This window comes from Gordonia sp. YC-XJ4 (genome assembly GCF_059511865.1).
Map to the genome: position 1 here is coordinate 4076141 of NZ_CM183447.1, position 17478 is coordinate 4093618.

Annotated in this window: 18 protein-coding genes; 5 read left to right on the plus strand and 13 right to left on the minus strand. The window is 67.6% G+C overall.

The annotated features are described in order from the left end of the window. Positions 1–114 precede the first annotated feature (114 nt). From AC5ZH6_RS18250 to AC5ZH6_RS18265, 4 genes are all read right to left on the minus strand, one after another. Positions 115–1221: an IS110 family RNA-guided transposase gene (locus tag AC5ZH6_RS18250; RefSeq protein WP_050955328.1), complete on the minus strand. Its 1107-nt coding sequence runs from the start codon at positions 1219–1221 to the stop codon at positions 115–117. Positions 1222–1774: 553 nt separating this feature from the next. Continuing rightward, positions 1775–2629, minus strand: a complete 855-nt coding sequence (locus AC5ZH6_RS18255; protein ID WP_006368649.1) for a TIGR02569 family protein — start codon at positions 2627–2629, stop codon at positions 1775–1777. A 64-nt stretch (positions 2630–2693) separates the two neighbouring features. Next, the gene (gene moeZ / locus AC5ZH6_RS18260; protein WP_006368650.1) at positions 2694–3869 is read right to left on the minus strand and encodes an adenylyltransferase/sulfurtransferase MoeZ; all 1176 of its coding nucleotides are present in this window, start codon (positions 3867–3869) and stop codon (positions 2694–2696) included. Between the two features lie 88 nt (positions 3870–3957). Continuing rightward, positions 3958–4956, minus strand: a complete 999-nt coding sequence (locus tag AC5ZH6_RS18265; RefSeq protein ID WP_006368651.1) for a DUF3152 domain-containing protein — start codon at positions 4954–4956, stop codon at positions 3958–3960. A 437-nt stretch (positions 4957–5393) separates the two neighbouring features. On the opposite strand from AC5ZH6_RS18265, the gene fasR reads away from it, so the two are divergent. Then, complete coding sequence (fasR, locus tag AC5ZH6_RS18270) at positions 5394–6101, plus strand: HTH-type transcriptional activator FasR (RefSeq protein ID WP_020170572.1); 708 nt, start codon at positions 5394–5396, stop codon at positions 6099–6101. 64 nt (positions 6102–6165) lie between these two features. On the opposite strand, the gene AC5ZH6_RS18275 is transcribed toward fasR, so the two are convergent. Continuing rightward, entirely contained in the window at positions 6166–6396 is a 231-nt protein-coding gene (locus AC5ZH6_RS18275; RefSeq protein ID WP_006368653.1) for a DUF3107 domain-containing protein, read from the minus strand. A gap of 155 nt (positions 6397–6551) precedes the next feature. Then, positions 6552–7241, minus strand: a complete 690-nt coding sequence (locus AC5ZH6_RS18280) for a ferritin-like fold-containing protein (RefSeq protein ID WP_006368654.1) — start codon at positions 7239–7241, stop codon at positions 6552–6554. Between the two features lie 365 nt (positions 7242–7606). Between AC5ZH6_RS18280 and AC5ZH6_RS18285 the strand changes: the two genes are divergently transcribed. Both AC5ZH6_RS18285 and AC5ZH6_RS18290 read left to right on the plus strand, forming a co-directional pair. Further along, on the plus strand, positions 7607–9268 hold the full coding sequence (locus tag AC5ZH6_RS18285) for a DEAD/DEAH box helicase (protein ID WP_006368655.1): 1662 nt from the start codon (positions 7607–7609) through the stop codon (positions 9266–9268). A 47-nt stretch (positions 9269–9315) separates the two neighbouring features. Beyond that, entirely contained in the window at positions 9316–10617 is a 1302-nt protein-coding gene (locus AC5ZH6_RS18290) for an Rv3212 family protein (protein WP_211602014.1), read from the plus strand. Positions 10618–10645: 28 nt separating this feature from the next. Here the strand turns inward: AC5ZH6_RS18290 and AC5ZH6_RS18295 are convergent, their stop codons facing one another. After that, a complete protein-coding gene (locus tag AC5ZH6_RS18295; RefSeq protein WP_006368657.1) occupies positions 10646–11437 on the minus strand; it encodes a ParA family protein in 792 nt (263 codons plus the stop codon). 108 nt (positions 11438–11545) lie between these two features. Continuing rightward, positions 11546–12121: an Asp23/Gls24 family envelope stress response protein gene (locus AC5ZH6_RS18300; protein WP_138944081.1), complete on the minus strand. Its 576-nt coding sequence runs from the start codon at positions 12119–12121 to the stop codon at positions 11546–11548. 87 nt (positions 12122–12208) lie between these two features. On the opposite strand from AC5ZH6_RS18300, the gene AC5ZH6_RS18305 reads away from it, so the two are divergent. Together AC5ZH6_RS18305 and AC5ZH6_RS18310 are read left to right on the plus strand one after the other, a co-directional pair. Next, positions 12209–13156: a diacylglycerol/lipid kinase family protein gene (locus AC5ZH6_RS18305; RefSeq protein WP_006368659.1), complete on the plus strand. Its 948-nt coding sequence runs from the start codon at positions 12209–12211 to the stop codon at positions 13154–13156. A gap of 457 nt (positions 13157–13613) precedes the next feature. Further along, on the plus strand, positions 13614–13868 hold the full coding sequence (locus AC5ZH6_RS18310; protein ID WP_006330074.1) for a WhiB family transcriptional regulator: 255 nt from the start codon (positions 13614–13616) through the stop codon (positions 13866–13868). A 94-nt stretch (positions 13869–13962) separates the two neighbouring features. Here the strand turns inward: AC5ZH6_RS18310 and AC5ZH6_RS18315 are convergent, their stop codons facing one another. The 5 genes from AC5ZH6_RS18315 to AC5ZH6_RS18335 all read right to left on the minus strand — a co-directional run bounded on the left by AC5ZH6_RS18315 (position 13963) and on the right by AC5ZH6_RS18335 (position 17223). Next, a complete protein-coding gene (locus AC5ZH6_RS18315) occupies positions 13963–15489 on the minus strand; it encodes a sensor histidine kinase (RefSeq protein WP_006368660.1) in 1527 nt (508 codons plus the stop codon). Positions 15490–15525: 36 nt separating this feature from the next. Continuing rightward, the gene (locus AC5ZH6_RS18320; RefSeq protein ID WP_020170567.1) at positions 15526–15747 is read right to left on the minus strand and encodes a biotin/lipoyl-binding carrier protein; all 222 of its coding nucleotides are present in this window, start codon (positions 15745–15747) and stop codon (positions 15526–15528) included. A gap of 135 nt (positions 15748–15882) precedes the next feature. Further along, positions 15883–15957: a 50S ribosomal protein bL37 gene (locus tag AC5ZH6_RS18325; protein WP_369758845.1), complete on the minus strand. Its 75-nt coding sequence runs from the start codon at positions 15955–15957 to the stop codon at positions 15883–15885. A 94-nt stretch (positions 15958–16051) separates the two neighbouring features. Beyond that, on the minus strand, positions 16052–16372 hold the full coding sequence (gene rsrA, locus AC5ZH6_RS18330; RefSeq protein ID WP_288337708.1) for a mycothiol system anti-sigma-R factor: 321 nt from the start codon (positions 16370–16372) through the stop codon (positions 16052–16054). Further along, positions 16369–17223, minus strand: coding sequence for a sigma-70 family RNA polymerase sigma factor (locus AC5ZH6_RS18335; RefSeq protein WP_496169247.1), 855 nt, complete (start codon positions 17221–17223; stop codon positions 16369–16371). Before AC5ZH6_RS18335 ends, rsrA begins: the two co-directional genes overlap by 4 nt. Between the last annotated feature and the right edge of the window lie 255 nt (positions 17224–17478).

Consider the following 17478-nt stretch of genomic DNA (forward strand, 5'->3'; position numbering starts at 1 on the left):
TTTGAGAATTCCATAGAGATAATTCCCACCCGATGGTCGAGGTGTCGTGCCGCCTGTGGCCCGGAATCCTTTCGGTACAAGGGGACGCTCCTATGTCTTGTCAAGAGCGGGTATTTATGCTGCGTGAGCTGGGGTTTCACCCCCGTTCGAGGGAGTGTTGTCGCCGTATTCGAGGAGACCGTAGAGCTCACGTGCGACGTAGGTTTTCAAGCAACGCCGAATCTCGCGCTTACTCTTCTTCTTCCGCCCGTTCGACTCCGACTGCCATTTCTGCACATACCTTTTCGACCGAGGATCATGCTGCATCCGCACCAACACGATGTGATGCAACGCCCAATTCAACCGACGATCCCCCGACCTGTTGAGCCGATACCGCGTGACCTCACCACTACTGGCCGGGATCGGAGCAGCCCCAGCCAACATCGCAAACGCCCCACGACTACGAATCCGACCCGGATGCGACCACGCACACAACACCGTCGCCGCCACAATCGGACCCACCCCGTGCACATCCAACAACGCCGGCTTCCACGACTTCACCACCGCCTTGATCTGCTTCTCCAACTCCGCAGCCTCGGCCTCCAACGACTTGACCCGCTTGGCCAACCTGCGCAACACCCGCGCCATCGCCGCCGTATCCGCATCCCAGGACTTACTGATCCGCAACACCGCCGCCCGATCAACCATCGCCGCCGTCGACGACTCGACCCGCACCCGATCCCGCAACACCTGCGGCGCCGACACCGTCAACCCAAACAACTGCCGAGCCCCATCAGCAGCACCCTGCACCGCCGACGCCCGCACCGCCAACAACGCCGCCAGCCGATCCCGCCGCGCCCCACTACGCGGCACCCCCAACTGCGGGCGCGCCAACGCCTCCCGCGCCGCCCGCACCGCATCAATCTCATCACTCTTAGCACCATGACGACGCTTCATCCGCTCCGGCCGATCAAGCTCAATCACGTTCTCCACCAAATCATCACCCAGCAAATACCGACACAACCCCGCCCCGTGCGACGAGGTCCCCTCCACCGCCCAAAACCGCGCCGGAGAATACCTATCGGCAAACACCACCAACCGCGCGAACCCATGAACATCCGCGCTCACCCGCACCTGACCCAACACCGCACCCGTACGCGCATCCACCGCCGCAGCAGCATGCTCATGCACATGAGTGTCAACGCCGATCACCACCTCGACCAGCTCCCGCAAATCCGTCACACTAGTCACGTGTTCTCTCCATTCCAGTAGGGAACCAACAGTGGTTCCGGCCCGGGAGAGCGGCAGGCACGACTATTGACGGGACACAGATGACGCGGCTACGTCATCAGGTCAAGCTCCTATCAAGCAACCCGCACACCCGGGCCGGGACCGATGAACCAGAGCGGACAAGTCCCGTTCAGGACACGAAGTCAGTCTCGAGGAGGGCCACACCCCGGTCCATCACCCACAACCTAATACGGCTGCACCCCTAATTCTCATAGTCTCGAGGCTCGTCGCTAGCGCTCCTCGGCACCTCGACCATCGGATGGGGACCACCGAACGTCATATATCGCTGGTCGAGGTGCGAGCCGCGTGCGGCGAGCCTCGAGACCACCTGAGCCGACGCTGGATTCGAACCACCGTGCACCAGATACCCATCAGCACAACAGGTCTCGAGGCGGGAAGCTGCAAGGATGTCATTGTGGCCCGGAAGCCCGTCGGCACCAGGGGTCTGGAGTCCTCGACCATCGGGTGGGAAAGGTAACAGCGCCCGCACCCACAGGTGAACGCGCTACACCATGAGCCGCACGATATCGACGACGCGCTTGAGTCCCGGTAACGCGCCGGCGGTCGACCGCGGGTGCAGCGCGTGGACCGCCAGGCGGAACATGGTGGCGCGCAACATCATCTGCGGCCACTCCGGCTCGTCGGACCAGCGCTGCACGAGGTCGTCGTCGGCGCCACCCCAGGCCAGCGAGTCCACGACCACCACCGCCGCCGCCCACGACGCCGGCCGCCAGTAGGGCACGATGTCGGTGATCCCAGGTGCGGCCGCACCGGCGAAGAGCACTGTGCCGAACAGGTCACCATGCACCACCTGGCTCGGCAGGTCGACATTCTTGCGCAGAGTCGCAAGGGTTTTGAGGATCTCGATACTTTCCTGGCCGTCCGGTGAGGTCGGCTCGGACATCCCTGCGGCACGTGCCGAGCGCATCGGGGTGTCCTCCCATGCGGCGCGATCGGCTGCGGCGAAGACGTCGACGTCGGTGTGCGGCGGCGCGGGCTGCTGGAGCAGGAATCGTGGTCGCTCGAGTCCGGCGATGGCTTCGTGTAGTCGTTCGGCCACCGACACAACCTCGTCGTGGCGGGGTTCGGGGACGCCGGCGATATAGGTGTCCGCGCGCCATCCGGAGACGACATATCGACCGTCGGTGGCCCGGAACGGTCGCGCGATCCGCAAGCCCTCGACGTAGAGATTCTCGCGGACCGAGGCCGACCACGCCGCGCGCGCGTGGTCGGGTACCAACGACAGCACGACCTCCCCGACGCGCCATCCCCCGACCCAGCGCTCGCCCATGGCGATGGGCGGGTGGGCGGTCAGCCCGAACGTGTTGAGCACGTGCTCGGGTGGCTCGACGGTGTTCACGTCTGCAGAGATTACCGAGGTGGTGGCCTGAAGCCGCGCAGCGACGCGGCTGCGAGGTGCCGCGTCAGTAGACCGGCAGTTCCTTGTCGACCTGATTGGCCCATGCGGTGATGCCACCCTGCAGGTGCGTGGCATCGGCGAATCCGGCCCGCTTGAGCGCGGCAAGCGCCTCCGCCGACCGGATTCCGGTCTTGCAGTACAGCACCGTCGGCCGGTCCTGCGGGATCTGGGCCAGTGCGGCACCGGACAGGATCTGATCCTTGGGCACCAGGGTCGCGCCGTCGATGTGCACGATGTCCCACTCGACCGGCTCGCGCACATCGACCAGTGCCAGCTTCTCGCCCGCGTCGATTTTCTCCTTGAGTTCGACGGCGGTCAGTGTCGAGCCGGCCGCCGCCTGGGCGGCCTCGTCGGAGACGACACCGCAGAACGCCTCGTAGTCGATCAGACCGGTGATCTTCTCCCCCTCGGGATCCTTGCGAATCCGGATGGTGCGGTAGGTCATGTCGAGGGCGTCGTACACCATCAGCCTGCCGAGCAGTGGCTCACCGATGCCGCAGATCAGCTTGATCGCCTCGGTGCCCATGATGGAACCGATCGAGGCGCACAGGATGCCGAGCACCCCGCCCTCGGCGCACGAGGGCACCATGCCCGGTGGCGGCGCCTGCGGGTAGAGATCGCGGTAGTTGATGCCGCGGCCGTCGGGGGCGTCCTCCCAGAACACCGAGGCCTGCCCCTCGAAGCGATAGATCGATCCCCACACGTACGGCTTGTGCGCGAGTACCGCGGCGTCGTTGACCAGATATCGGGTGGCGAAGTTATCGGTGCCGTCGAGGATCAGGTCGTACCCGGAGAACAGCTCGATCGCCCCCTCGGGTTCGAGGCGCTGATCGTGGATGTTCACGGTGACGAACGGATTGATCTCGAGGATCGAATCGCGGGCACTCTCGGCCTTGGGCCGACCGACGTCGGACTGGCCGTGGATGACCTGACGCTGCAGGTTGGACTCGTCGACGACATCGAACTCGACGATGCCGATCGTGCCGACACCGGCGGCGGCGAGATAGAGCAGCGTCGGCGAGCCGAGTCCACCGGCACCGATGACGAGCACCTTGGCGTTCTTGAGGCGTTTCTGCCCGTCCATCCCGACGTCGGGGATGATCAGGTGCCTGCTATAGCGCGCGACCTCGTCGTTGGAGAGTTCGGCCGCTGGTTCCACCAGCGGGGGCAAGGATGACACGGCAGGCCTCCCGGGTATGCGAGTCGGACGGGTGAACTGAGTCGAACAACGACCCGGCGCACCTCGTCATTCCCGCGAGCGCAACGGCTCAGCCGGCGCTCGTTCCCTCGGGGAACGGCCACGGGTTGGGTTTGCAGACCAGGGCCGGATTGGCGCGGATGTCCGGATCGAGCGCCATGATCTCCGAGTTGGACACCCCGAAGGACTGCTGCATCATGATCGGCGCCGGCGCACCGTTGGCCGGGCACGGGACGTGATGCTCATACCCGATGCCGTGACCTACTTCGTGGTTCACCAGGTATTGCCGGTAGGCGACGTCATCGCCCTCGTAGGATTGCGCGCCGCGAATCCAGCGCGCCTCGTTGAGGGTGACCCGTTCCTGTGGCGGATAGAAGCACGAGGTCTCCAGTTTGATCTGGTACCCGCACAGTTCGCGCGTGGTGTTCGTCGACGTCAGGGACACCCGCAGGTCCGGGTTGCCGCGATCGATCCGGCGGAACGACACCTTGCCGTCACCGATCCAGCTCTTGTCGTTGGCCAGCGTGGCGTCGACCATCTTCGCGAACGCCTGATCGCCCCCGTATTCGGCCGGGATCAGGCCGTTCTCGACCTCGACGGTATAGGTGTACACCTGCCCGCCGCGACCGACCTGCGGGGTCGTACCCGGCACCACGTGAAAGGTCTTGCGCCCCACCGTGGTGAAGCCGCCGCCGCCCGGCAGCGCCCCCGCCGGCAGCTGCGCGGGCGAGATCTCCCCGGTGGGCGCACCGATCGGCCGGGTCTCCTTGGTGACCTCGGCGTTGCGGGCCGACGGGTCCGGGCCGACCGGCGCGCCGGCGTTGGTCGTGTTGTCGTCGCGGATCGTGTAGACGAGCAGCACGATGGTCAGGACCACCAGAACCGGGATCGCGTAGGCACGCCACCCGTAGGTGGCCACGAATCGGCCGATCGCGCTCTGTTTCTTGCGCGGTGGCGCGCTGTCGCGGTCCGAGCGTGGCCGGCCGTTGTCGTCGGTCGGGTCCCAGCGGGCGCGCAGCGGCTGATCGGGAAGCGGGCGCCGGCGAGTCGTCGTCGCGGACCGGGGCATGGCCGTCGACGGGCCGGTGGACGACGGGCCGGTGGACGACGAGGCGGTCGGGGGCTGGCCGGTCGGGGGCTGGGCGGTCGGGGGCTGGGCGGCACCGACCGGAGGCTGGTCCGTGCGGTTCTCGCCTGTCCCCGTTGGCGTCTGGGCTGCCGCGTACGATCCACCGGGCGCTGACGATCCACCCGGCGCGACCGATCCACCGGGCGTCTGGTCACCGGCGCGTGGCGACCGCGGACCGACCTCGCGCGCACGGGGCCGCCCCGTCCGGCGCTCCGCGCTCCCCGTCCCCGACGCATCATCTGTGCGGCTCACGGTTCACACCCTCTCACAGAACCGGCCAATACCACGTGCGACATCACACGTCCTCATCGAAGGCTGTGAATTCACTTGTGCGATCCACGCGGTTTATGGGTCAGGAGTCCGAGTACCCTCTAACCATGTCAACGGCGGCTAATGTCTCCTCCGGGCGCAACGGCACCCGGCTTCCGCGGAGTGCACGGCGCTTGCAGTTGCTCGAGGCCGCGAGCGAGATCTTCGTCGAGCGCGGCTATCACTCGGCGGGCATGGACGAGATCGCAATCCACGCGGGCGTCAGCAAACCGGTGCTCTACCAACACTTCCCGTCGAAGCTCGATCTCTACATCGCGGTGGTCGATTCGCACGCGGAAAAGCTGGTCGTCGATGTGAACAACGCATTGCTCACCACCACCGACAATCACCAGCGCGTACAGGCGGCGGTGCAGGCGTTCTTCGACTTCATCGACTCCGACAACTCCGGATATCGGTTGATCTTCGCCTCCGACGTGATGGACCCGGCGGTCATCCGCCGCACCGAGGGTGCCACCGAGGCCTGCGTGGACGCGGTCTACGGACTGGTCATGCAAGATTCCGGACTCGACCCCTACCGCTCACGCATGCTGGCGGCCGGGCTCGTCGGAGCGAGCCAGGTCAACGCCCGCTACTGGCTCGAGGCCCGCCGTCCGATCGACAAGCAGACCGCGGTGGACACCACCGTCGCCCTGCTCTGGGGTGGCCTGTCCCATGTGCCGCGTCAGGTCGAGATCGACGCCGCGGCGTCGGCCCGCGCCGCCGCAGGCCCGGATCCGGAGTCGGCCGCCGACGACATGGAGCCCTCGGCCGGTTGAGACGAAAGAACGCACCGAGCCGACCTGCTCGATGCGTTCTTCTCGGGTTGTGCGCGGTAACCGGTCAGGAACCGAAGCCGACCCGTCGGTTCTCCGCGGCGCCGACCTCGACGTAGGCGATTTTGGCAGCCGGCACGAGGTAGCGCGCACCGCGATCGTCGGTGAGCGAGAGCAGCGGCTCCTTGCCGGTCAGCACGGCCTCGACGGCCGCGAACGCCTTGTCGCTCTCCAGCGGAGACTGGATCGACAGTTCGCGAGGGCTGTCGGTGATACCGATCTTCACTTCAATGGTCATGGCCACCCTTCTGTGTGGAAACCTCGTGCGTCCACGCCGGCGGAGGAGACGCCGAGTGCCTGCCGCACAAGGCTAGTCCAGCGATCGCGGTGACCCACACCGGCTCCGCTCATAGCGAAAAGCGCGCCGATCTCCACCTTCGAACCCGAGCCCGATCAGCCCAACCCCATGTCGGACATCCGCTCGGCGTGCCGAGCGGTGATCGAGTCGAAGAAGTCGGCGACACCGTTGAGTGAGGTGGCCCCGGAGAACAGCAGGTCGGTCACGCCCTCCTCGGCCGCGAGCACCCACTGGGCGTGCGTGACGGCCTCACCGAGCAGGCGTCGGCCCCACAGGGTCAACGGCGAGCGCAGCGCCGGATCGGCGGCGATCGCCGCCTTGACCTGCTCCCGCGCGAACTGGGAGTTCCCGGTCTCGGCCATCACCTGGGCGACCACCTGCTGGGCGACCGGCGGCATCATCTCGGAGAGCTCGGTGTAGAAGTCGGCGGCCAGCCCGTCGCCGACATAGGCCTTCACCAGGGCCTCGAGCCAGGTCCGTGGGGTGGTTGCGCGGTGGTACTGGTCGAACACGGCGCGATAACGCTCGACCGACTCGGCGGGATCGAGTCCGCGGCGCGACACCTGCTCGGCAAGCAGTTCGAAGTGCGCGATCTCCGAGGCCGCCATCCGCGCGATGGCGATCCCGCTGGGAATGTCGGGGGCCATCGAGGATTCGTCGATCAGCCGGTAGAACGCGGCGTACTCGCCGGCGAGGAGCACCGCGAAGAGCTTGCCGACGGCCCTGTCCTCCTCGTCGTCGGGGGTTGCCGGGAGGGGTTCGGGCGAGGCGGTGGGCGACGACATGCCCCGATGGTAACGGTCGCGCGTGCAGGCGGCCGGTGAGCACCACGTACACTTGTGGACGGTGTGGTCGGCGAACGCCGGTCGTCCATGCACGTGGAGGCAGCCTTCCGGCGCCCTGCGCGCGTGCGACGCCGAGGGGTTCTCACACTCGGAGCCCGTCGGAATTCACCGACTCCTCGCAGACCACCCGGACATTGCGCGCGCACTGCCGAGCCCACCCGCTCGCCCGACGCGACCATGGCGGTCGCGCGGCGAACGCGAACCACCGGGGAGTTCCGAGAACCACTCGACCCGGTGCCACTCGCAGGATTCGTGGAGCCTTTCGTGCGCGCTCGAGCGACACACGAAAGGCACACGCACCACCCATGAGCACTCCCGAACTCCAGACCGACGAGGTCCAGACGACCATCGTCGACGAAGAGCACACCTCGCCGACCTTCGCCGACCTCGGCGTGGATGAGCACATCGTGTCGGCACTCGCCGACGACGGCAAGACCCGCACCTTCGCCATCCAGGAACTGACGTTGCCGCTCGCCCTCGGCGGCAGCGATCTGATCGGTCAGGCCCGCACCGGCATGGGCAAGACCCTCGGTTTCGGCGTTCCGCTGCTCCATCGCCTCGTCCACCCCGAGCAGTCGGGTGTGCGACCCCTGGACAACACCCCGCGCGCGCTGGTGATCGTGCCGACCCGCGAGTTGTGCCTGCAGGTGACCGGCGATCTGGAGGTGGCCGCCAAGAAACTCGTCGTCACCCTGCCGAGCCCTGATCCGGTCGAGGGCGACGACGCGCCCGCCACGAAGCCACGGCGTCGGCCGCTGAAGATCACCTCGATCTACGGCGGACGCCCGTACGAGTCGCAGATCGCGGATCTACGTGCCGGCGTCGACGTGGTCGTCGGCACCCCGGGTCGTCTGCTCGACCTCGCCCAGCAGGGTCACCTCATCCTCGGCAAGGTCGCGGTACTGGTACTCGACGAGGCCGACGAGATGTTGGATCTTGGCTTCTTGCCCGACATCGAACGCATCATGGCCACGCTGCCCGACCAGAAGCAGACCATGTTGTTCTCGGCGACGATGCCGGGGCCGATCGTGACCCTCGCGCGCACGTTCCTCAAGCAGCCAACCCACATCCGCGCCGAGCACGCCAACGACTCCGCCGTCCACGAGCGGACCACCCAGTACGTCTACCGGGCGCACGCACTCGACAAGGCCGAACTCGTCGCACGCATCCTGCAGGCGGAGGGTCGCGGGGCGACCATGATCTTCACGCGCACCAAGCGGACCGCGCAGAAGGTCGCCGACGACCTCGCCGAGCGCGGGTTCTCCGTCGGCGCGGTCCACGGTGACCTCGGCCAGGTGGCCCGCGAGAAGGCGCTGAAGAAGTTCCGCACCGGTGAGATCGACGTGCTCGTCGCCACCGACGTCGCCGCGCGCGGCATCGACATCGACGATGTCACCCACGTCATCAACTACCAGTGCCCCGAGGACGACAAGACCTACGTGCACCGCATCGGCCGGACCGGTCGCGCCGGACGCACCGGGATCGCGGTCACCCTCGTCGACTGGGACGAACTGCACCGGTGGGAACTGATCAACGCCGCACTACAACTCGGTGTGCCCGAACCGGCCGAGACCTACTCGACCTCCGAGCACCTGCGCGACGAACTGTCCATCCCGGAGTCGGCGACCGGACGGATCACCGCTCCCCGACGCAGCTCGGCCGACGGCGAGGGCGAACGCGCCGAGCGACGCGAGCGCCGGGAGCGACCCACCCGCAGTTCCCGCACGCGCCGCCGGACCCGCGGCGGTCAGGCGGTCGACGCGGACGGCGAGCAGAACACGACTGCCGATGCCGCGACGACGGCCGACACCGACGAGCGCCCGGCCGACAGCAAGGGTTCGGCCGACGCGGAGTCGGCCAACGACGCCGGCGACGCTCCCCGCAAGCGCCGGCGTCGCCGTGGCGGCGCCCGACATCGTGGTGGGCAGAACGCGCCGGCCACCTCGGACACCGGCGCCTCGGAGTAGAGTCCACCGGACCTGCCGACGCGCAGCCGCGACGAGGAGTATTCGAGATCAGCACGTCGACCCCATCCCGGAAGCCGCCTGCGCGTCGGGTACGCCCGGAGCGACGCACCCGCGTCGACCTCCTGGTGAGCCTGTTCATCGTCGTCGTGCTCGTGGTGGCGGGGGCGATCGTCTGGTGGATCAGTCCCGCCCGGACCACCGACAGCGTCACGGCGAGTACAACTCCCCCGGCGATCACACCGGCCACCGGCGTGCCCGAAGCCTTCGCCTCACGGTGGTCTGCCGAGTCCGCGGCCACCGACGTACCGGCGCTCACGGCGTCGACGATCGTCGCCGCCGACGGCGGGACGGTCGCCGGTCACGACCCCACCACCGGCCGGGTCCTGTGGCGATACTCGCGTGACTCCGCACTCTGTACCGCTGCGGCCGCATGGCCCAGCAGCGTCAACGAGGTCCTTGCGGTGTACCGCAATTCGCGCGGCTGCTCGGAGGTGACCGCGCTCGACGGGTCCACCGGTGCCCGCAAGGGCGCCCGCACCAGCGATGCCGACGACACCCTGCACCTGATCACCGACTCCGGCTACGTCCTGGCACAGGGGCCCGGCCGTCTGGAGACATGGGGATCGAACATGGTGCGCGGCATCGAATACGGACGCGTGACCGCACCGGTCAAACCCGGCGTGCAGCCCGGACGCACCGACTGCCACCTGTATTCGTCGGCGATCTCGGGCGATCGGGTCGCGGTCATCGAACGATGTGCGGGCGATCCCGGATACCGGCTGACGGTGCTCGGTGCGCTACTCGACAGCAACGAACAGGTCACCCAGTACGGATCGTCACTCATCACCGATCGGGCGTCAGCCGACCCACCCGCGCTGATCGCGATGAGCACCTCCGGGATCGCGGTCTACGACGGCGGCACCAACGGCAACGGTCCCACGCCTGCCACCCCGAGGATCCGCCTGTTCACCGCCGACGGCGCCGCCGGCGCATCGAGTGAGGTCAAGGGGTCACCGCAACCCCCGGTCGACAGCGTCGCCACGTTCTCGTCGGGGCTGATCACCTACTACACCGGCCAGGCCACCGTCGTCTTGGACGCGCAGTCGCTGCGCCCGCGCTATCAGATCCCGGCGGCCCTCGGTCCCGGTGAGGTGATGGCCGGTCAGTTGTTGCTGCCGAGTCCGTCGGGGATCACCGTCCGCAATCCCGCCGACGGCGCTGACATCCGCACCATCACCCTGCCGCGGCGCTCTCCGGCCGACGGCACGACGGTGATCCTGCGTGTTCTCGGCGATCTCGTCGTCGAGCAGCGCGGAGCCCAGCTGGAGGTCTTCGGGCCGCAGGCGTGACGCCCGGACCCCGGCGCGGAACGACGGATCAGGCGAGGTCGGCGGTACGCACGTCCCCGCCGCCGTCCCAGTACTTCCAGAGATTCTCGGCGAGCTCGCGATATGCGGTGGCGCCCTTGTTCTTTCGGCCCCGCATCACCGATGCACCGGACGCCGACGCCTCGGCGAAACGCACCGTGCGCGGGATCGGCGGATCGAGGACGGGAAGGCCGTAGCGGTCGGAGACATCCGAGAGCACGTCACGACTGTGGGTGGTGCGCGCGTCGTAGAGGGTCGCCACCGCGCCCAGCATCGTCAGCCCCGGGTTGGTGATCTGCTGGACCTCGGTGACCGTGCGCATCAGTTGACCGACGCCCCGGTGCGCGAGCGTCTCGCACTGCAGGGGCACGATCACCTCGTCGGCGGCAGTGAGCCCGTTGAGGGTCAGCACACCCAGCGACGGCGGGCAATCTATCAGGATCACGTCGAAATCCTCGGCGACCTCCGCGAGCGCCCGTTTCAACGCGTACTCCCGGCCAGGCCGCATCAGCAACAGTGCCTCGGCCCCGGCGAGGTCGATCGTCGCGGGCAGCAGGGTGACGTTGTCCTCCGTGTCGAGCAGGACGTCAGCGATCTCCTCGTCGCCGAGCAGCACGTCGTGCACCGACGACTGCACCTGATCCGGATCGTGACCGAGCGAAAACGTAAGGCACCCTTGCGGATCCAGATCCACAACGAGAACCGACGAGTCCAGGTCCGCCAGCGCCGCCCCCAACGACGCGACCGTCGTGGTCTTGGCCACCCCACCCTTTTGGTTCGCAACCGCAAGCAAGCGCGTCATGGGTCCACTGTAAGGCTTTACCCAGGCAAATACTGTGCGCCGACCCGTACCCCACCGCGACGCCCAACCGTGGGCCGCTGCGATGCGAGGGGCCGCCGCGATGCGCAGCTACCGCTTGGGCCCTCGTTGACGTCGCGTCGTGCGCTCGGCCCGCCGTGCGGGTGCGGGCGTCGGCTCGTCCATCTCCAGATCGCCGGCCAGCCAGCGGATCGACGCCGGCGTGAACAAGCCCACCAGTGTGATGAGTGCGAGGACGGCCAGCGGGACGGCGAACCACGGTTGGTGACTGGTGAACAGGTAATACGACACCGGTAGCAGCAGGATCTGCGCGACCAGCGAGATCGCGCGTCCCCACCGGCGGCCGACGAGTAGCGCCACCCCGCCGGCCAGCACCCCACCGAAGATGATGGCGAGCCACAACGCGGTACCGATGCCGTTGAACGCGTCGTGCCGGTCCTCGGTCAGACCACGCACCACGAGGACGACGGCGATGACCAGGGCCACCACGCCCTCGAGGGTCGTCAGCGCTCCCGCCACCCGAATGGCGGTCGGCGGCCCATCGGTGTCCGCCGGATCGCGGTGGGACACCGACGCGTCCGACTCGCCCGGTTCGGTGACTCGCGGCTGGTCATCGCCGGATCGCCGGCCGCGCTGCCCACCCCCCGGCTCACTGCGTTTGCTCACCTGTCCAGGGTAAGCGGACCGGCCGCGGGGCTCACAGCGCCCGCCCGGCCGACCACGTCGGGCATCGACCCCATATCCTCGGGTGTCGTGCGCGTCATGCTCATCGTCAATCCGTTCGCCACCGCGACCAGCCCCGCGGGCCGCGACGCTCTCGTCAACACCCTGAGCGCGCACTTCCCGGTCGACGTCGAGCACACCACCCACCGCGGACACGCAGGTGAACTCGGTGCGCGAGCGGTGGCCGAGAATTACGACGCGGTGATAGTGCACGGTGGCGACGGGTCAATCAACGAGACGGTCAACGGACTGCTCGGACCCCCCACACACACCCCGCCGGCCCACCTGCCCGCCCTGGCCGTGATCCCCGGTGGCAGCGCCAATGTGTTCTCACGCACACTCGGTATCGATCCCGATCCGTTGCAGGCGACCCGTCAGATCATCGATCTGCTCGACCGTGACAGTCACCGGCGAATCGGCCTGGGCCACTCCGCCGATCGATGGTTCCTGTTCAACGCGGGTATGGGGATGGACGCGATCATCGTGCACGCGATGGAGGACAAGCGGCACGCGGGCAAGCCCGCCACCCCCGGTCGCTACCTCTGGACGACCATCGCCAGCTTCCTTCGAAATGCCGGTGGCACAGCCAGTTTCACGGTCACCGCAGCGGGTCACGACCCGAGGACCGGCGTGCGGTTCGCCTTCGTCTCCAACACCAGCCCGTGGACCTACCTCGGCCGGCGTGAGATCCGGATCAATCCGAGCACCGGCTTCGACACCCGGCTCGGCGTCTTCGCCGCGACGTCGACCGGCGTGCTGCGCAATCTGCCGCTGGCAACGCGTCTACTCACGCAACGCAATCCCAAGGCGCATCACCTCTTCCGCGACGACGACGTGGCGTGGGTCACGTTCGCAGCCACCGAACCGGTGGATGTGCAGATGGACGGCGACTACATCGGGGCCTACACGGACATCCGATTCGATCATCGACGTGACGCGCTCGACGTGGTCGCACCCGTGCCGTCGCCGACGGCCTGACGCAACACCCGAACGCAACATCCCCGTCACCGTGTCAACACCTGGCCGCAGCACGGCGAGGGCCCTTGACAGCGCGGCCCGCCCCCTGTGACATGGAGCGTTGTCACGGTTGCCCGGTGTTGCACGTCACCCGGCCGTGTGACGAAGCGGACGATCGAGAACAAGCCGACCTGGGAAAACGCGTGACGCGGCGCGGGATCGAAGCGTAGGATAGATCATCGGAGTTCGAGCTGACGCACGGACCCCCTGCCACCGGGGGTCAGCCGAAGTGATATTGCGACAACAGTGATATTGCCCACGTGTTAACGGAACACCATTGACTTCGGCTGGATTCGTGAAAGTATTCACAAGCAACAGCGCGGAAACAATCGGTGCCTCCGCGTGAACGATCGGTTACAGCCAACACGAACCAACCAACGGTTATCGAGTGGTGCCCTGCGCACCTGAAGGAGAAGGAATGGACTGGCGTCACAAGGCAATCTGTCGCGACGAGGATCCGGAGCTGTTCTTCCCGGTGGGAACCAGCGGTCCGGCCATCGCCCAGGTCGCTGATGCGAAGCTCGTCTGCGCGCGGTGCCCGGTCACCGCCGAGTGCCTGTCGTGGGCTCTGGAATCGGGCCAGGACGCAGGCGTCTGGGGCGGCATGAGCGAGGACGAGCGTCGGGCACTCAAGCGGCGCACCGCACGCACCCGTACCCGCAGCAGCGTCTAGCGAGCAGCGAACACGGCCGCCACTGTCCGGCGGCCCACAAGAGACCCGGCCTCGGCCGGGTTTTTTGTTGCCGCCGCCCGGCGGACCGCAGATCTCAGCGCGGTTCCCGGCGCAGCGGCACCACCAGGACGACCTCGGCCCCCGGACCGTCGGGATTGGCCCCGGCGCGCACCTCACCACCGAGTTCGATCGAGACCAGGGTCTGCACGATGCGCAGCCCCAGGCGTTCCGACGCCGCGAGGTCGAAGCCGTCGGGTAGCCCCGAACCGTTGTCGCGCACCGCGATTCGGAGCCGACGGACATCGCGGTCGGCGTGGATGTCGATGCGCGCGTCGGTGCGCGACGGCGCGAATCCGTGCTCGATCGCGTTCTGCACGAGTTCGGTGAGAACCATCACCAGTGGCATCGCGAGATCCGAGGCGAGCACGCCGAGCCGGTCGCGGCGGCGCACCATCACCGGCTGCTCCCCCGAGGCGACGTCGACGAGGGTGGGTACGAGGCGATCGACGGCCTCGTCGAGGTCGACCTCTTCGTCGACGCTGCCGGAGAGCAATTCGTGGACGAGCGCGATGGAGGCCACACGTCGTACCGCCTCGGTGAGTGCGGTGCGTGCCTCGTCGTTGGTGGTGCGCCGCGCCTGCAGGCGCAGCAGCGCCGACACCGACTGCAGGTTGTTCTTGACGCGGTGGTGGATCTCCCGGATCGTCGCGTCCTTGCTGATGAGGGCGAGGTCGCGCCGTTTGACCTCGGTGACGTCGCGGATCAGGACCACCGCCCCGGAGCTGACCCCGCGCGGACGCAGCGCGACAGCACGAATGAGCACGGTGGCACTGCGGGCGTCGGCTTCCATCCGCATCCCGATGTCGCGGTAGGGGCCCGCGGGCGGATCGCTGATCCCACAGGCTGCGTCGATCATCACCGCGGCATCCTGCGACTCGAACGGATCGGTCAGCAGTGTCGCGGTCACCTCCGAGAGCCGGGCGCCACTGAGATCGGAGGTCCAGCCCATGCGGTGAAACGCCGACAACGCGTTGGGACTGGAGTAGACGACCATGCCGCGGGCGTCGATCCGCACGAACCCGTCGCCGGCACGCGGGGTCGACAGCCCCTGCGGATTGCCCTCGTACTGCGGGAACGTGCCGTCGGCGACCATCTGGCACAGGTCGTTGGCCGAATCCTGGTAGGCCAGTTCAAGCGGTGAGGGCAGCCGCGGATGGGTCAGATCGACCGCACGGGTCAGCACCCCGACGATCCGCTCGTCTCCGGCCGGGTCGACGAAACGCACCGGCACCGTCTCGCGCCGGATGGCCATCGCCCCGAGCCACGTCGGGTCCTCGTCCCGCAGGATTCGGCCCTCGGCGAAGGCCCGGGCCACCTGCGGATGCACCGCCGGGTCGACCACGGTGCCGACCTCGTCACTCGGGAAGACCGTCGAGGCGGTGTTGGGCCGGCATTGGGCAACGTTGACGATCTCGCCGGTGTCGGTGCGCACCGACAGAACGAAGTCGGCGAACGACAGATCGGCGAGCAGTTGCCATTCGGCGACGAGCCGCTGCAGATGGCCGGCGGCGCTGTCGGAAAGGGTGGTGTGCTCGGCGAGCAGATCGACCAGGGTGGACATCGGCGATCGGGTCTCAGTACACCGGCACCGGGCCGGTCACGCTCGTTCGTAGACGGCGATGACGTCGCCGGCCTGGATGACGTCGCCCACCGCGACCTTGATCTCGGCGAGGGTGCCCGCGTCCTCGGCGAGCACCGGGATCTCCATCTTCATCGACTCCAGGAGCACCAGGGTGTCGCCGACCTCGACGTGCTGACCCGCCTGGACCAGCACCTCCATCACGCTCGCCACGATCTCTGCCACGACGTCCTCAGCCATGCCCATGAATCTAGGGCATGGGTGACCTCCGGGCAGAAAGCGCCCGAGACCGGAGAGGCCACGACACGAAAAAGCCCGGGCGGGAGCCGATCGTGTCGATCGGCGATCACCGCGCCGGGCGTTTCGCGTTCGCGCTCAGGCGTTGGGACGCTTGCCGTGGTTGGCTGCGTTCTTCTTCCGTGCGCGCTTCTTGCGTCCGCGCTTACCCATGACGGGCCTCCTTCATCCAGATGTGCTCAGCGATTGTCCCACGTGCGGCATCCGATTCGACAATCGCCCATCCGGATCGACCTGCTCGGGAGACCTAGTCCCCGGTCGAGTAGCGCGTCTCGGTGACGATGACGGACTTGCGGATCTCGATCCGCAGCCGGTCCCGCAGACCCGCCGGTGCCCGATCGCCACCGCACTTGCGGTTGATGAGTGCTTTGAGTTCGCTCTCGATGCCGTAGTGCGCCAGACACGACGGGCAGTTGTCGAGGTGCCCCTTGAGTCGGGCGCGCGCGTCCGGGTCGCATTCGTTGTCGAGCAGCAACCAGACGTCGGCGATCACCGCCGAGCAGTCCAGGGAGCTGAACTCCGGGTCGTCGTCGGCCGGTACCTGTGGTTGCTCACTCGTCGCACTCATCGGGCCACCTCGCTCGTCGTCGCCGCACGGTTGAATCCGCGCTCGCGGGCGACGTCGGCCAGCAACTCACGCAGTTGGCGGCGTCCGCGGTGCAGGCGGGACATGACCGTTCCGATCGGTGTGTCCATGATCTCGGCGATCTCTTTGTATGGCAGTCCCTCGACGTCGGCGTAGTACACCGCCATCCGGAAGTCCTCGGGCAACGCCTGCAGCGCCGCCTTGATCTCGTCGTCGGGGAGTGCGTCGAGGGCTTCGATCTCTGCCGACCGCAGGCCCGTCGAGGTGTGCTCGGCGTTCGCGGCCAGCTGCCAGTCGGTGATCTCGTCGGTCGGGTATTGCGCGGGCTGCCGCTGCTTCTTGCGGTAGCCGTTGATGTAGGTGTTGGTCAGAATCCGGTACAGCCAGGCCTTGAGGTTGGTGCCCTCGCGGAACGACGCGAATGCGGAGAACGCCTTCACATAGGTCTCCTGCACGAGATCCTCGGCGTCGGCGGGGTTGCGCGTCATCCGCAGGGCTGCGCCGTACATCTGATCGAGCAGCGGCAGTGCGTCGCGCTCGAAGCGCTCGGTGAGGTCCTGCGCGGACTCGCCCGGGTCCGCGCGCCGCGGGGCCGCCGAACCGGGTCCGTCGGACGCTCCGGTCGTGGGGCTCGATCCTGCTGAGGGGCCCGACGCTTCCGGATCGGCCCCCGGGGAGCTCTCGCGGCCGTCTGAATCGGGTTCGGTCACTGCGATCCCTTCGGTGGTGACGCCGGTGGACACCGTTGCCGGTGGCCCGATGATGTCGACCAAGTCTACCGATCCACGGCCTGTGGGCGGAGTCGGATCCGCCCGGGGTGTATCGAGCAGCATCTCCGAGGTCACCTGCCCACCTTCCTTCCTCAGCATCGACACTGTCGTCGCTCCCGGGGTGGCGCACCTCGCTTCACATGCGGCGATGCACTGTGTTTCCACCCGAGCATTTCTTCCCAACAGGCTCGAGGCGCTAATTGTTCCGCGGACGTGGCAACGACCGTTCGTGTCGCAGTCCTGAGGCTCACACCCGCCGCGCATTCGGGTGTCGACGACCGAACCTGCGCTGGGTGGATGCGTGGGCGGCGAGGTGTA